Raw genomic sequence first — 13,281 nt, forward strand, 5'->3', positions numbered from 1 at the left:
GGGTGCGGGGCGTTCTCCCGGGTTACTGCGAATGAGGGGACACGCCGGGCCAGGCCATGCCTGGGCCCCGGGTGGCCGTTGCGCGGGGCGTACGGGCCGACGCGCCCACTATCGGGGGACAGTGGGGCGTTGGCACTCCGTTTCTTGCGCTTGAATTTGCGGGCCGGATGGCCGGGCCTAGAGCGCCCGGCGGGCTTCTTTCTAGTGCAGCTTGAGGCGGGGGTCGGTGCTGCGGCCGATGCGGTCGCTGAGCATCAGCAGGAAGGTGCGGAAGGCGCCGTACAGGGCCATCTGGTGCATGCGGTAGAGGGAGATGTAGAACATCCGCGCCAGCCAGCCTTCCAGCTTCACGCTGCCCATGAGGTTGCCCATCAGGTTGCCGACGGCGCTGAAGCTGGAAAGGGAGATCAGCGAGCCGTAGTCCTGGTAGCGGTACTCGGGCAGGGTGTGCTGGCCGGCGATCCGCGCCTTGAGCGATTTCACCAGCAGGGAGGCCTGCTGGTGTGCAGCCTGGGCACGGGGCGGGACGTTGCGCTCGCTGCCGTCACCCAGGGGGCAGGCGGCGCAGTCGCCGAAGGCGAAGATGTCGGCATCCCGGGTGGTCTGCAGGGTGGGGGTCACCACCAGTTGGTTGATGCGGTTGCTTTCCAGGCCGTCGAGGTCCTTGAGGAAGGCCGGGGCGCGGATGCCGGCGGCCCAGACCTTGAGGCTGGCGGGGATCTTCTCGCCCTGGGCGGTGAGCAGGCCGTCGGCGGTGACTTCCTTGACGGCGGCGCCGGTCATGACGCGCACGCCGAGCCCTTCCAGGGTGCGGTGCACCGGGGCGCTGATGCGCTCGGGCAGGGCCGGCAGTACCCGCGGGCCGGCTTCGATCAGGGTGATGCGCATGTTCTCCGGCTGGATGCTGTCCAGGCCGTAGGCCGCCAGTTCGTGGGCGGCATGGTGCAGTTCGGCGGCCAGTTCGACGCCGGTGGCACCGGCGCCGACGATGGCGACGCTGATCTGGTCGTCGTCACCGTCGCGGGCGTGGGCGCGCAGGTAGTGGCTGAGCATCTGCCGGTGGAAGCGCTCGGCCTGCTCGCGGGTGTCGAGGAAGATGCAGTGGCGGGCGGCGCCCTCGGTGCCGAAGTCGTTGGTGGTGCTGCCGACGGCGATCACCAGGGTGTCGTAGGCCACCTCGCGGGCAGGCACCAGTTCGCGGCCTTCCTCGTCGAGGGTGGCGGCCAGTTGGATGGCCTTGCGGCTGCGGTCCAGCCCGCTCATGCGGCCGAGCTGGAACTCGAAGTGGTTCCATTTGGCCTGGGCGACGTAGTTCAGCTCGTTCTCGGTGGAGTTGAGCGAGCCCGCCGCGACTTCGTGCAGCAGCGGTTTCCAGATGTGGGTGAGGTTGGCGTCGGCCAGGATGATCTTCGCCTGGCCGCGTTTGCCGAGGGTTCTACCCAGGCGGGTGGCAAGCTCCAGGCCGCCGGCGCCGCCGCCGACGATCACGATGCGATGGGTCATGGGGATTTCTCACAAGGCTATAAGAATTCTTTTCGTAGGCGCCTTCGTGGCGCTTGGCGCGGCTCACAGGACGAGGCGCGCGAGGAGGCGGCTGAGCAGGCCCAGGCCGATGACCAGAACCAGCAGGATGAGCAGGAGCCGCCAGGGCTTGAACGGCTGGCGTTCGACCTGGTGCTGGGGGAGGCTCAGGTACTGCTCGACCTTCTGCTGGTCGTCGGGTGTCAGGCGGCTGGGCATGGCGTGCCTCGACGGAGAAACATGGCGTGCATTCTAGACGTGCCTTCCGGCGGCGCTCAATGCGCGTTTGCGTGAGCGGTCACAGGCCGACGCCAAGGTCGAAGAGCACGGTCCGCCCGAGGTTGGCGCGGAGGAACTCCGGGGCACCCGGCTGGGCGAAGAGCACGCGGGCGTAGGTGGGGCCCACTACGGACAGCGAGCGCCAGCCCTGCAGGAGGAATTCGGTCGGCGGCGGGAACGGGCTGTTGAAATCGGGGCGCACGCGCTTGAGGCTGACGAAGGCGAGCAGGTCGAGCTCGGCCAGGTCCAGGCCGCGCTCGCGGTAGTTGTGGGCCTTCTTGCGCAGCGTGGGCGCCAGCGTCGCCTGCAGCTCCTTCATGGCGATGCGCTTGGGGCGCGTCTCCCGGCGCAGCAGTTGGCTGAGGGACGATGCGCTGCGGCGGCGCTCCAGCTCGGCGCGCCATTCGTCGTTGAGGCGGCGACCTTCGTCGAGCACGAAGAAGACCTCGAAGTTGGCATCGCGGAACTCCACGTCGGGGGGCTCGGCGCCGGTGCTGAAGTCTTCCAACCGGTAGGGCTGGTTGAGTGCCTGCAGCAGGCGCTGGCAGACCCAGCGTTCGCGCTCCCACTTGCGCGCGTTGGAGAGGAATTCATTGGCCTGTTCGGCCTGGCGGGTGAGCAGGCGCAGGTAGTCGGATTCGTCCATGGCCGGAGAGTAGGGGGCGAGGGCGGTCGGCTGCAAGCCGCCGCAGGGTGTGGCATTGCGTGGCGATGTGGCAGCCGGCGCCTTGGTATAGACTCTGCTGCGTTTGCCGGATGCCCGCCATGCACCTTCGCCCAGTCACCCCTGATGACCACGCACAGCTGATCGCCCTCTGGCAGCGTACGCCCGGTCTGAGCCTGCGCGAGGATGATGCCTACGCACCGTTCTGCGCCTACCTGGCGCGAAACCCGGGGCTCAGCCTGCTGGTGGAGCGGGAGGGCCAGGTGGTGGCCTCGCTGATGGCCGGGCATGACGGCCGGCGTGGTTACCTGCAACACCTGGTGGTAGATGTGCCGCTGCGTGGGCAGGGCCTGGCGCGGCGGTTGCTGGACGCGGTGCTGCAGCGGCTGGCGGCCGAGGGCATCGGCAAATCCCATGTATTCGTCCTGCGGGACGCGCCCGAGGCGCTGGCGTTCTGGTCCGCCCGGGCGGACTGGTCCCGGCGCGGGGACATCGCGGTTTTTTCCACGAACGGAGTGACACGATGAAACGGCTCTCTTTGGCGCTGCTGCTGGCTCTGCTGGCTGGTGGTGCGCAGGCGCTGGAACAGGGTGAGCGCCTGGCGCCCTGGACCCTGCTGGACCAGTACGAGAAGCCCTACAGCCTGGACGACCGGCTGGGGTTGCTGCTGGTGGCGCGCGACATGGATGGGGCAAAGCTGGTGAAGGCGGCTCTGGACGGCAAGCCGAAGGACTTCCTCGAACAGCGCCATGCGGTATTCGTGGCGGACATCAGCCGCATGCCGTCGGTGATTTCCAAGCTGTTCGCCGTGCCGGCGATGCAGGACTACAACTACCGCGTGCTGCTGGACCGCGAGTCCCGCGTGGCGCCGCGCTATGAGGCCCCCGAGGGCCAGGTGCTGGTGCTGACCCTGCGTGACGGCGTGCTGCAAGGGCAGAAGGCCTTCGCGTCCGCCGAGTCGCTGCGCGCGGCGCTGGACGCGGTGCCGCCGGCGCCGTGATCGCCGCCGAGCTGCTGTCCGACACCAGCCTGGGGCTGGGCTGGGCGATCTACGTCCCGGCCCTGGCCTGGGCGGTGATGCGCGCGCCGTGGCTGGAGTTGTTCAGCGACTTCCGGCGCCAGCACCTGCTGTTCGGCACGGTGCTGGCGCTGTTCCTGCTGTGGATGGTGCGGCGGGACTTCGATTCCGGGGTGTCCTACCACTTCATCGGCATGACGGCGGTGACGCTGTTGCTGGACTGGCCCCTGGCGGTGCTGGGTGGCCTCGTTGCACAGCTCGGCTTGCTGGCGCTGGGGCGCCAGGACGTTGCGGCGATGGGCATCAACGGGGCGCTGCTGGTGCTGCTGCCGGTGCTGGTGACGGAGCTGTGTGCGAAGTGGGTGGAACACTTCCAGCCGCGCAATCTGTTCGTCTACATCTTCTGTTGCGGGTTCTTCCCCGCGGCGCTGGCGGCTCTGCTCTGCACCCTGGTGGGGCTGGGGCTGCTGTTCATCGATGGCATCTTCCCGATGCCGCCCTGGCTGGAGGACTTCGTCGGCTACCTGTGGCTGGTGATGTTCCCGGAGGCCTTCATCAACGGTACGGCGGTGACGGCGCTGGTGGTGTTCTGCCCCGAGTGGTTGGAGACCTTCAACCGCACACGCTACCTGCAGGCGCCCTGGAAGGACGACGACAAGAGCTGAATGGCGCTGGATTCACTGCCCCGATGATCGGCGCCGATTGACGCCGATCAAGGTCGTGCGACCTGGCGCGCGCCGATGATCCCCCGGTCACTTCGAACGAGGATGCAACCATGGGGGTTCACGATTGGGCGCGTGCGGCGCTGGCGCAGGTGCTGGAGCAGGGCGGTGGCGAGGGTTTCGACGAGTCGATGGCCTTGCGGGCGCTGCTGAGTGCGGTGGTGGAGCGCAGCAAGGGCGTGCGCTCACAAGAGGATCTGGCAGCGGAGCTGATGTTCCTGGCGGACAACCTGGATGATGGGCGGGACTACGCCTTCATGCGCCCCTGAGGGCGCATGGGATCAGTGACGGTCAGGAAGATCACCGGAGAACAGTTCGTCCTCGAGATTGTCACCGGGGATGGCATGTTCTTCTGCAGCCCAGGCGCCCAGGTCGATCAGCTTGCAGCGGTGGGAGCAAAAGGGCCGGTTGGGGCTTTGCGGGCCCCATTCGACGGGGGCTCCGCAGGTGGGGCATTCAACGGTCATGGGTTGGCTCATGGCTGGCCTCCTCGCAGTGTCAGATAGAAGGCGTGCAGTCGTTCGACTTCGGTGCGCATCCAGGTCAGGTCCCGGTCATTCAGCAGCACGTCGTGGGCGGCAGCCAGGCGCTTGTCCCGGTCGGCCTGGGCCTTGAGGATGGCCTGGACCTGCTCCTCGGAGACGCCATCGCGGGCCATGGTGCGTTGCACCTGCAGGGCCTCGGGGACGTCCACCACCAGCACACGCTGGGTCATGCGGTGCTGCCCGGACTCGATGAGCAGCGGGGAAACCAGGATGGCGTAGGGGGACTTGGCCTCGGCCAGGTTGCTGGCGATCTCCTGGTTGATCAGCGGATGCAGCAGGTTTTCCAGCCAGCGGCGTTCCTCCGGGTGCTGGAAGATGTGCTGGCGCAGGGCGGCGCGGTCGAGCTGCCCGTCGGCCAGGAGGACGCCTTCGCCGAAATGCTCGGCGATGCGAGCCAGGGCAGGGCGGCCGGGCTCCACCACCCAGCGGGCGGCGTGATCGGCATCCACCATGTGGATGCCCAGGGCGTTGAAATGAGCGGCAGCGGCACTCTTGCCGCTGCCGATGCCGCCTGTGAGGCCAAGAATCCAGGGTGTGGTCATTTGAAACCGGCGAACTGCAGATAGGTCCCGGTTATTTGATCACCCCAGAGCAATGCGATCCAGCCGGCAATCGCCAGGTAGGGGCCGAAGGGGATGGGTGTGCCGCTGTCGGCATCGCGCAGCTTGAGGATGATGATCCCCAGTACCGCGCCGACCAGGGACGACAGCAGGATGGTCAGCGGCAACACCTGCCAGCCACCCCAGGCGCCGAGCATGGCCAGCAGCTTGAAGTCGCCATAGCCCATGCCTTCCTTGCCGGTCACCAGCTTGAACACCCAGTACACGCTCCACAGGCTCAGGTAGCCGCCCACCGCGCCCCAGAGGGCATCTTCCAGCCCGGTGAACAGGCCTTGGCTGTTGACGATCAGCCCGAACCAGAGCAAAGGCAGCACCAGGGAGTCGGGGAGCAGCTGGTGGTCGATGTCGATCATGCTCATCGCCAGCAAACCCCAGGTCAGCACCAGGAAGGCGCCCGCCTGCCAGGTGAAACCGAAGTGCCAGGCGACGTAGGCGGAAAGCAGCCCGCAGGCCAGTTCCACCAGCGGGTAGCGCTTCTTGATCGGGGCCTTGCACGACGAACACTTGCCGCCCAGGGCCAGCCAACTGACCACCGGGATGTTCTCCCAGGCCTTGATTTCGTGCTGGCAATGGGGGCAGCGGGAGTTCGGCAGAACCAGGTTGAACGTCTCGCCCGACGGCTCCGGCGGCAACTCCAGGGCCTCGCGGGCTTGGACTTTCCAATCGCGGAACATCATCACCGGCAAGCGGTAAATGACCACATTGAGGAAACTGCCGACCAAGAGACCGAGGAGTAATACGCAGAAAACAAAGGCCGGCAAGTTGCCGGCCAGGAAGTCGAGAACGGTCACTTAGCCTACTACCGAGCCGAGCTGGAAGATGGGGAGGTACATCGCGATGATCAAACCGCCGACTAATGTGCCAAGAACGGCCATGATCAGAGGCTCCATGAGAGTCGTCAAGTTATCAACGGCGTTGTCCACTTCTTCCTCATAAAACGAGGCGACCTTGTCGAGCATGGTATCCAGTGCCCCGGACTCTTCACCGATCGAGGTCATCTGGATAGCCATCGCAGGGAATACGCCTGTGGTGCGCATTGAGAAGTTAAGTTGCATGCCAGTAGAAACATCTTGCTTGATCTTGTTGACAGCCTCTTTGAAGACCACGTTGCCGGTTGCACCGGATACTGAGTCGAGGGCGTCTACCAGAGGCACGCCAGCTGCAAAGGTGGTGGATAGCGTGCGTGCGTAACGTGCGACCGCAGATTTATAGAGGATGTCACCCATTATAGGTAGCTTCAATACAGTGCGGTCGACACCATCTCTGAATTTCTTAGATCGCCTATGCATTTCGCGTAAGCCAAAGGAAGCTCCAAAAATTGCGATCAAAACGATGAACCACCAAGTCTGTAGAAACTCAGAAAGATGGATGACCATCATGGTAAAAGCTGGGAGTTCCGCGCCAAATCCAGAAAAGATGGCTTGGAACTGAGGAACAACCTTGATGAGTAGAATGGCTGAAACAATCAAGGCGACGATTACAACTGCAATCGGATAAGTCATCGCTTTCTTGATTTTAGCTTTCAAGGATTCAGTTTTTTCCTTGTAGGTAGCTACACGGTCAAGCAGGTTCTCCAAAGCACCGGATTGTTCACCGGAATCAACGAGGTTGCAGTAGAGCTCATCGAAATAAAGAGGTTTCTTTCGAAGAGAGTTTGCAAAGCTGTTACCCGCAGCAACCTCTTGTTTAACTTCTTCAACCAACTTGCGCATGTTCTGGTTATCGACACCTTCACTGATGATGTCGAAGCTTTGTAACAAAGGTACACCTGCTTTCATCATCGTTGCCATCTGGCGCGTGAAAAGTGCAATGTCCAGCGGCTTGATCTTCTTGCCTTTGCTAAATAGCGAGGCACCTTTCTTCTTGACCTTGGTGGGATTGATCCCCTGTTTGCGCAACTGTGCCTTCACCAAGGAGGGGTTGACACCGCTCATATCCCCTTTGACCTTGGCGCCTTTCTTGTCGGTGCCTTCCCAGCTGAACAAGCTGGTTTTGATAGCTTTTTCCGCCATTGGTTAATCCTTGGTGACGCGGTTGACTTCCTCGAGGCTTGTCACGCCATGAATGGCTTTCAATAGACCTGACGTGCGCAGGTCGTTGAAGCCATCCTTACGCATCTGGGCCGCGATATCGATGGAGTTGCCTTCCTCCATGATAATCCGTTGCAGGGCTGGGGTGTTTTTAACTACTTCATAAATACCCACCCTTCCCTTGTAGCCGCCTTTACAGCTATCGCAACCCACTGGGCCATAAAGCTTGAAGGTGCCGATCTTCTCTTCAGGAAAACCTTCCTTGAGGAGCGTGTCGCGTGGGACCTCCACTTCTTTCTTACAGACGCCGCACAGCTTTCGTGCGAGGCGCTGGGCGATGATCAGGTTGACCGATGTGGCGATGTTGAATGCGGGCACACCCATGTTGCGCAAACGTGTCAGCGTTTCGGCAGCACTGTTGGTGTGGAGGGTGGACATCACCATGTGGCCGGTTTGTGCGGCCTTGATCGCGATTTCCGCCGTTTCCAGATCTCGGATCTCGCCCACCATGATTACGTCGGGGTCCTGGCGGAGGAAGGCGCGAAGTGCCTGAGAGAAATCCATGCCTTGTCGGGGGTTCACGTTGACCTGGTTGATGCCTTCCAGGTTGATTTCAACAGGGTCTTCGGCTGTCGAGATGTTGATGTCGACGGTGTTAAGGATATTCAGGCCGGTATAGAGGGATACGGTTTTACCGGATCCGGTTGGGCCGGTCACCAGGATCATGCCTTGCGGTTGATTCAGTGCATTGAGGTAGAGCTCTTTCTGCGATTCCTCATACCCCAGTGCGTCGATCCCCATCTGTGCGCTGGAGGGATCCAGGATTCGCATCACGATCTTCTCGCCCCAGAGCGTGGGCAGGGTGTTGACACGAAAGTCGATGGCCTTGGTTTTGGATATTTTCATCTTGATCCGACCGTCCTGCGGTTTGCGACGCTCGGAGATATCCAGGGACGCCATCACCTTGAGGCGCGCGGAGATGCGGCTGGCCAGTTGAATCGGCGGCCGTGCAACTTCATGCAGTACGCCATCGGTACGGAAGCGGACACGGTAGCTTTTCTCATAGGGCTCGAAGTGCAGGTCGGATGAACCGCCCTTGATCGCGTCCAGCAGCATCTTGTTGACGAATCGCACCACGGGCGCATCGTCGGCTTCGGCCCCCGATCCCTTGTCATCCTTGTCTTCGTCGACGCTCTCGATATCCACACCATCGAGGTCGACATCGCCGAGGTCCTCCATACCGCTATTCGCGGAGTCGAAGAATTTCTCGATGGCCTCGCCGAGCTTGTCGTCTTCTACCAGGATGGCTTCGGTGGTGAGGCCGGTACTGAACTGCACATCGGTAACAGCTTGATGGTTGGTGGGGTCCGAGACACCAATAAAGAGCTTGTTGCCTCTGCGCCACAGGGGGAGCACGCGGTGCTGACGGATCAGCTTCTCGCTGATCAACTCTTTGGGTTGGGACTCCTTGTCGATGGCGCCCAGGTCAAAAAAAGCGACACCGAACTGTTCCGCCGCGATCTCTGCGAGCGGGCGGCTCTTTACCAGCTTGTTCTGGACGATGTACGTCACCAGCGACATCTTGTTGCGCAGGGCCTGCTGCTGGGCCTGTTGGGCATTTTTCTCGTCGAGCAGGTTGGCAATCACAATCTGGCGAGCCAGGCCGGTCAGGGAAATTGAGTCGCTCATCAAGCATCGTCCGTATGGCTGTATTAAGGAGGCAGCGTATATAGAAGCACAAATAAACAAGGCACCCGAAGGTGCCTTGTTTGAATCCCAACGAAATTACGGAGCAGCGTCGCAGCCGCGAGGACGGAAGTCAGCGTTAGCGCTAGACATGCAAGTCCAAGTTCCATCAGCGGCACGGGTCAGAGTGTGCACTGCGTTATCGGGCTGGCGCAGGGCCGGGCTGGCTTGTCCGTTGAAGGTGAAAGTCAGAGTGCCTTGGCCGTTGTCTTGGAAGGTGGCGGCGATGGTGCCCAGCGGGCTGGCGGTTGCTGCAGCACCCAGAAGAGTAAGGTCGGAGAGGGAGGTACCTGGTACTCCACGAGCGAAGGAGTCTTCAACTGCGGTCTTCAGCGGGGCGATGGCCTGCAGACCAGTGTTGGCTTCTGACCGAGCGATATAGTTGCGATACGCCGGGATGGCAATGGCGGCGAGGATGCCGATGATCGCAACCACGATCATCAGTTCGATCAGGGTAAAGCCTTTTTGAGCTTTCATTCATGTTCTCCAAGGGTAGATGTTTACGACTGCTCAGGCAGCTGCCATTCTTGTAAGCAAGAGCCTTGCCAACTTTTTTGAGCCCGAAATTGTCCAGCTCAGAACCATAAGGTTGTGCAGGGGCTGACAAAAAACGTCAATGAGTGCCAAGAATGCCTGATACGAATGTGAGGGCTGCGGTAGCCTTCCTGCTGCTGCTGCTAGCAGTGTCATTCAGTAATCCGCTGCACCTTTATCCGCTCCCTAATTACATAGAGGAACTGCTGAGTGCACTGGCCGTGATGGGGGCCGCAGCGGTCGTACTCTGGCGAGTTCAAACGTTGAGGTTTTCGGCAGGCTCGTTTATCTGGCTGGGGCTGGGCATCCTTTTTCTGTTGTCAGCGTTTTTTCACCCCGCTGCTTTTCAGGCAGGCAAGGCGGCATATCTGATCTACTGGCTGATGGGGTGGATGGCGATCCTGATCGGTGAGCAAATTGATTGGGAGAGCGCTGCGGCTGTCGACCTGGTTGCACGCGTATTCTTCTGGTGTGCATTGGTCGGGGTGGTTGTCGGAGGGGCACGCCACCTGGACCTCCTGGGAGTGTGGAGTGCTTTCATCCCCAATGTCGCATCCCCCCGGATGGTAGGGTTGATAGGGCATGCCAATTACTTTGCCTATCTTTGCCTTCTGGGATTTTTCTGTGGTGCTTGGGTCTGGCACCGTGAAAAGATCGCAACGTCATGGTTTGTGATCGCCGGGTTGCTGATGGTCACGGGGCTTCTGCTTTCCGGTGCGCGTTCCGCTCTGGTGGCCTGGGCTGGCCTTGTCATGGTGTTGTGGCTTCGTGATCGTCAGGTCAGTCGTTATCGTCTTGCCTTGACTGCAGGGCTCACAGCAGTGCTTCTCATGATGCCTTTTATGGGGAGCATCGCGGCCTGGTTGTCTCAATTCGGGGGCGCTGGTCTAGAAGATGGTCGTCTTTCTGGTATCGGCCCAAGGGGGTTTGGCAGTAGTGGGCGCGTTCTAGAGTGGAGAGTTGCCCTAGCCGTACTGAGTGATCACCCCTGGTTTGGTGTAGGTGTAGGCAATTATGCGGCTGAGGCCTATGCAGAACACCTTCGGCAGGGAGTAGCCTCGCCTCCTGGGCTTTTTGTGCACTCGCACAACTCAATCCTTCAGCTTGCTGTGGAGCTGGGCGTTCTGGGTTTGCTTTGGTGTGTTTTGGCGGTTGCTGCATTGTGCTATGCCGGTTGGAAAGCGCTCTGCTCTGAAGTCAAGCTGCTACCCGTTTCCATCTTGTTTGTCTTTGGTGTCTACAGTCTTTTCGAGTTTCCTCTCTGGGTGATGCACTTCCTAGTGCTGAACCTGCTGCTGGTAGGGTGTCTGTCGAGCCCCGTTGTTTCTTTACGCTTGAAACTAGGGAAGATTTTCTCGTCTCTTCTGGGGGTGGCCTTGCTGGTTGGCGTGGTCATCTACGTTCCGCTGGTTGAGCGCTTCTACTGGTCTTATCGGCAGTACTTGGTCAGGGCGCCTGTCGATGCCAATGAGTACAGCTTCATGAATGCCATGATCCGTGATCCTTTGATGGAGCCGGCGGGTTACATGATCTACTTCGCCAACTTCCAGTTGTCGCCCAAGACGTTGCAGCAGGAGCGGGACGTTCTTGAGCGCTTTCAGCATTTCCTGCCTTACCCTCAACTGATGGCGCGTTTGGCATTTGTCCAAGTCGCCATGGGGGATATCGAGCAAGGCAAGAGGACTGCTCAGGATGCTCGTGTGTATTACGGTGCGCTTACCGATCAACACTTGGCAGCGGTAAAGGCAGAGGCTGAACGAGTATTCCCTGATACTGATTTCTCTGTTCTATTTCCGAAGCAAGGCTGATTGCCTGCCCCGCCCCTGAATGCTAAATTCCGCCCGCCGCCGGAATAGCTCAGTAGGTAGAGCAGCGCACTCGTAACGCGAAGGTCGCAGGTTCGATTCCTGTTTCCGGCACCATTAAACAGATTCATGCAGTGCCAAGCAGTGTCATGAACCTCTTAAGAAGCCCGCCTAGTGCGGGCTTTTTGTTTCATGCGGTGCCATTCAGTCTCACCCAAGCGCTTGTCTTCCGAGTACCTCCGCGAGTACCTTTGGATTGTTCAATAATCCATGGGTACTCGGCATGCCTTTGACGGCCTTGCAGGTAAAGAATGCTGCGCCACGCGAAAGAGACTATGGGCTTGCCGATGGCGGCGGTCTGTTCCTCTGGATTCGTGCGGCAGGTGGCAAGTCCTGGCGCTTCCGATTCCGCCTGGATGGCAAGCAGTCGCACATTTCCTTTGGCACTCTCGGCAAGGTGACGCTCGCACAGGCAAGGCAGCTTGCTTTTGACGCTCGCCAGCTAGTGGCGCAGGGGCGGCATCCTGGGCTTGAGCGGAAGGTTGCGCGCGCCCAGGCGGCAATATCTCGCGCCAATACATTCAAGAGCCTTGCATTGGAGTGGCATCAGCATAAGTCGTCGCGCTGGTCGGCAGGTTATGCCGGTGACGTTATGGAGGCTTTCGAGCTGGACATATTTCCCCAGGTGGGGAACTTGCCGCTAACCGAAATCAAGCCTATGCACTGGCTACAGGTTTTCCGTCGCATCGAGGCGCGCGGAGCCCTGGAGAAGCTGCGCAAGGTTCGGCAACGTTGCCAAGAGGTTTACCGTTTCGCGATTGCCACGGGACGCGCTGAGTACAACCCAATCGCGGACGTGGGAGGGGCGCTGCAGACCCCTACGTCCCGACACTACCCTTTCTTGCCCATTGCTGAAGTTCCGGAGTTGATACGCAGCATTCAGGCGTGTCCGGGGCATGACGTCGTAAAGATCGCTACCCGTCTGCTAATTCTGACAGGGGTACGAACGGCCGAGCTGAGAGGGGCTCCATGGGCTGAGTTTGACCTCGATAAGGAGCTCTGGCTGATCCCCGCTGCGCGTATGAAGATGCGCCGCGCTCACCTTGTCCCGCTCTCCAAGCAGGCGGTCGCCGCGTTGCGTGAACTGCAAGGTATCACTGGCGGCTACACGCTGGCATTCCCGGGCCGTAACGACCCAGCAAAACCTATGAGCGAGGCTGCCATCAACCAACTGTTGAAGCGTTCCGGCTACGACAGGCGCGCTACTGGTCATGGATTTCGCCACACGATGTCAACCACCCTGCACGAACAGGGGTACCCCAGCGAGTGGGTCGAAACCCAGTTAGCGCATGTGGACAAGAACAGTATTCGCGGCACCTACAACCATGCTCAATATCTGGAGGGGCGACGAGAGATGCTGCAATGGTATGCCAACCACCTGGATGAGCTGCATGACTAGCCCTCAAGCCGCCCCCATTAAGCGCCGGCCACTTGTCACGCGTTGTGATCCGCTTCGGCTGTGCGATTTCATTGGCTACTACATGCAGGAGTTGGGCTGCAGCCATGAGGAGGCAGCCTTTGCGACAGCAGATATCTTTCGGAGGCTTGAGACTAAATATCCGCAACTGAGCGCTAACACATGCTGGGCTGCAGAGGTGCTCGACCCAACCGCTCGACGCAGCTCCCGGGGATTTCAGACCGCCCGGATCGTCAGGTACTTTGAGCTTCAGGCTCTTAGTAAGAGCAAACGCGAGCCGTTCATCTTGATCGAAGACGATCTGGGCGAGGAGTTCCTTG

15 protein-coding genes, 1 tRNA gene and 1 pseudogene are annotated in these 13,281 nt (G+C 60.7%); 8 read left to right on the top strand and 9 right to left on the bottom strand.

The window, feature by feature from the left end; genetic code table 11:
• Positions 1-201 precede the first annotated feature (201 nt).
• From A7D27_RS20760 to A7D27_RS20770, 3 genes are all read right to left on the bottom strand, one after another.
• A complete protein-coding gene (locus A7D27_RS20760) occupies positions 202-1,503 on the bottom strand; it encodes an NAD(P)/FAD-dependent oxidoreductase (RefSeq protein WP_044406844.1) in 1,302 nt (433 codons plus the stop codon).
• 63 nt (positions 1,504-1,566) lie between these two features.
• Positions 1,567-1,740, bottom strand: coding sequence for a DUF3094 family protein (locus A7D27_RS20765; RefSeq protein ID WP_069559823.1), 174 nt, complete (start codon positions 1,738-1,740; stop codon positions 1,567-1,569).
• Between the two features lie 79 nt (positions 1,741-1,819).
• Positions 1,820-2,446: a DUF1780 domain-containing protein gene (locus A7D27_RS20770; RefSeq protein WP_069559822.1), complete on the bottom strand. Its 627-nt coding sequence runs from the start codon at positions 2,444-2,446 to the stop codon at positions 1,820-1,822.
• 119 nt (positions 2,447-2,565) lie between these two features.
• Here A7D27_RS20770 and A7D27_RS20775 point away from each other — a divergent pair, with 119 nt between their 5' ends.
• The 4 genes from A7D27_RS20775 (at position 2,566) to A7D27_RS20790 (ending at position 4,473) form a co-directional block, all read left to right on the top strand.
• Positions 2,566-2,991, top strand: a complete 426-nt coding sequence (locus tag A7D27_RS20775) for a GNAT family N-acetyltransferase (protein WP_069559821.1) — start codon at positions 2,566-2,568, stop codon at positions 2,989-2,991.
• Positions 2,988-3,464, top strand: a complete 477-nt coding sequence (locus tag A7D27_RS20780; protein ID WP_069565946.1) for an FAD/FMN-containing dehydrogenase — start codon at positions 2,988-2,990, stop codon at positions 3,462-3,464. Before A7D27_RS20775 ends, A7D27_RS20780 begins: the two co-directional genes overlap by 4 nt.
• On the top strand, positions 3,461-4,147 hold the full coding sequence (locus A7D27_RS20785) for an energy-coupling factor ABC transporter permease (RefSeq protein WP_044406853.1): 687 nt from the start codon (positions 3,461-3,463) through the stop codon (positions 4,145-4,147). Before A7D27_RS20780 ends, A7D27_RS20785 begins: the two co-directional genes overlap by 4 nt.
• Before the next feature lie 110 nt (positions 4,148-4,257).
• Complete coding sequence (locus A7D27_RS20790) at positions 4,258-4,473, top strand: hypothetical protein (RefSeq protein ID WP_069565947.1); 216 nt, start codon at positions 4,258-4,260, stop codon at positions 4,471-4,473.
• 12 nt (positions 4,474-4,485) lie between these two features.
• On the opposite strand, the gene yacG is transcribed toward A7D27_RS20790, so the two are convergent.
• The 6 genes from yacG to A7D27_RS20820 all read right to left on the bottom strand — a co-directional run bounded on the left by yacG (position 4,486) and on the right by A7D27_RS20820 (position 9,622).
• Positions 4,486-4,683: a DNA gyrase inhibitor YacG gene (gene yacG, locus A7D27_RS20795; RefSeq protein WP_044406857.1), complete on the bottom strand. Its 198-nt coding sequence runs from the start codon at positions 4,681-4,683 to the stop codon at positions 4,486-4,488.
• Positions 4,680-5,291 carry a dephospho-CoA kinase gene (gene coaE / locus A7D27_RS20800; RefSeq protein ID WP_069565948.1) on the bottom strand — a complete coding sequence of 204 codons (612 nt, stop codon included), beginning with the start codon at positions 5,289-5,291 and terminating at the stop codon, positions 4,680-4,682. The genes yacG and coaE overlap by 4 nt, the downstream gene beginning before the upstream one ends.
• Positions 5,288-6,160, bottom strand: coding sequence for an A24 family peptidase (locus A7D27_RS20805; protein WP_069559817.1), 873 nt, complete (start codon positions 6,158-6,160; stop codon positions 5,288-5,290). Before A7D27_RS20805 ends, coaE begins: the two co-directional genes overlap by 4 nt.
• Positions 6,161-7,381, bottom strand: a complete 1,221-nt coding sequence (locus A7D27_RS20810) for a type II secretion system F family protein (protein ID WP_069565949.1) — start codon at positions 7,379-7,381, stop codon at positions 6,161-6,163. It lies immediately after the preceding gene.
• Positions 7,382-7,384: 3 nt separating this feature from the next.
• Positions 7,385-9,088 carry a type IV-A pilus assembly ATPase PilB gene (pilB, locus tag A7D27_RS20815; RefSeq protein ID WP_069565950.1) on the bottom strand — a complete coding sequence of 568 codons (1,704 nt, stop codon included), beginning with the start codon at positions 9,086-9,088 and terminating at the stop codon, positions 7,385-7,387.
• A gap of 96 nt (positions 9,089-9,184) precedes the next feature.
• Complete coding sequence (locus A7D27_RS20820; protein WP_069565951.1) at positions 9,185-9,622, bottom strand: pilin; 438 nt, start codon at positions 9,620-9,622, stop codon at positions 9,185-9,187.
• A gap of 152 nt (positions 9,623-9,774) precedes the next feature.
• On the opposite strand from A7D27_RS20820, the gene A7D27_RS20825 reads away from it, so the two are divergent.
• From A7D27_RS20825 to A7D27_RS28525, 4 genes and pseudogenes are all read left to right on the top strand, one after another.
• Positions 9,775-11,487 carry a PglL family O-oligosaccharyltransferase gene (locus tag A7D27_RS20825; protein ID WP_069565952.1) on the top strand — a complete coding sequence of 571 codons (1,713 nt, stop codon included), beginning with the start codon at positions 9,775-9,777 and terminating at the stop codon, positions 11,485-11,487.
• Between the two features lie 38 nt (positions 11,488-11,525).
• Positions 11,526-11,601, top strand: a tRNA-Thr gene (locus tag A7D27_RS20830).
• A gap of 166 nt (positions 11,602-11,767) precedes the next feature.
• Positions 11,768-12,943, top strand: a complete 1,176-nt coding sequence (locus A7D27_RS20835) for a tyrosine-type recombinase/integrase (protein WP_069565953.1) — start codon at positions 11,768-11,770, stop codon at positions 12,941-12,943.
• Positions 12,936-13,281 (top strand): annotated as a pseudogene (locus A7D27_RS28525) (hypothetical protein); the annotation flags it as partial. The gene A7D27_RS20835 and the pseudogene A7D27_RS28525, both read left to right, overlap by 8 nt.

It is taken from the genome of Pseudomonas sp. 1D4, from assembly GCF_001728925.1.
Classification (GTDB): Bacteria; Pseudomonadota; Gammaproteobacteria; order Pseudomonadales; family Pseudomonadaceae; genus Metapseudomonas; species Metapseudomonas otitidis.

Excerpts from the sequence above, each read along its gene's own strand:
- A7D27_RS20760 (WP_044406844.1), bottom strand. The coding sequence starts at position 1,503 with ATGACCCATCGCATCGTGATCGTCGGCGGCGGCGCCGGCGGCCTGGAG.
- A7D27_RS20765 (WP_069559823.1), bottom strand. The coding sequence starts at position 1,740 with ATGCCCAGCCGCCTGACACCCGACGACCAGCAGAAGGTCGAGCAGTAC.
- A7D27_RS20770 (WP_069559822.1), bottom strand. The coding sequence starts at position 2,446 with ATGGACGAATCCGACTACCTGCGCCTGCTCACCCGCCAGGCCGAACAG.
- A7D27_RS20775 (WP_069559821.1), top strand. The coding sequence starts at position 2,566 with ATGCACCTTCGCCCAGTCACCCCTGATGACCACGCACAGCTGATCGCC.
- A7D27_RS20780 (WP_069565946.1), top strand. The coding sequence starts at position 2,988 with ATGAAACGGCTCTCTTTGGCGCTGCTGCTGGCTCTGCTGGCTGGTGGT.
- A7D27_RS20790 (WP_069565947.1), top strand. The coding sequence starts at position 4,258 with ATGGGGGTTCACGATTGGGCGCGTGCGGCGCTGGCGCAGGTGCTGGAG.
- yacG (WP_044406857.1), bottom strand. The coding sequence starts at position 4,683 with ATGAGCCAACCCATGACCGTTGAATGCCCCACCTGCGGAGCCCCCGTC.
- coaE (WP_069565948.1), bottom strand. The coding sequence starts at position 5,291 with ATGACCACACCCTGGATTCTTGGCCTCACAGGCGGCATCGGCAGCGGC.
- A7D27_RS20810 (WP_069565949.1), bottom strand. The coding sequence starts at position 7,381 with ATGGCGGAAAAAGCTATCAAAACCAGCTTGTTCAGCTGGGAAGGCACC.
- pilB (WP_069565950.1), bottom strand. The coding sequence starts at position 9,088 with ATGAGCGACTCAATTTCCCTGACCGGCCTGGCTCGCCAGATTGTGATT.
- A7D27_RS20820 (WP_069565951.1), bottom strand. The coding sequence starts at position 9,622 with ATGAAAGCTCAAAAAGGCTTTACCCTGATCGAACTGATGATCGTGGTT.
- A7D27_RS20825 (WP_069565952.1), top strand. The coding sequence starts at position 9,775 with ATGCCTGATACGAATGTGAGGGCTGCGGTAGCCTTCCTGCTGCTGCTG.
- A7D27_RS20835 (WP_069565953.1), top strand. The coding sequence starts at position 11,768 with ATGCCTTTGACGGCCTTGCAGGTAAAGAATGCTGCGCCACGCGAAAGA.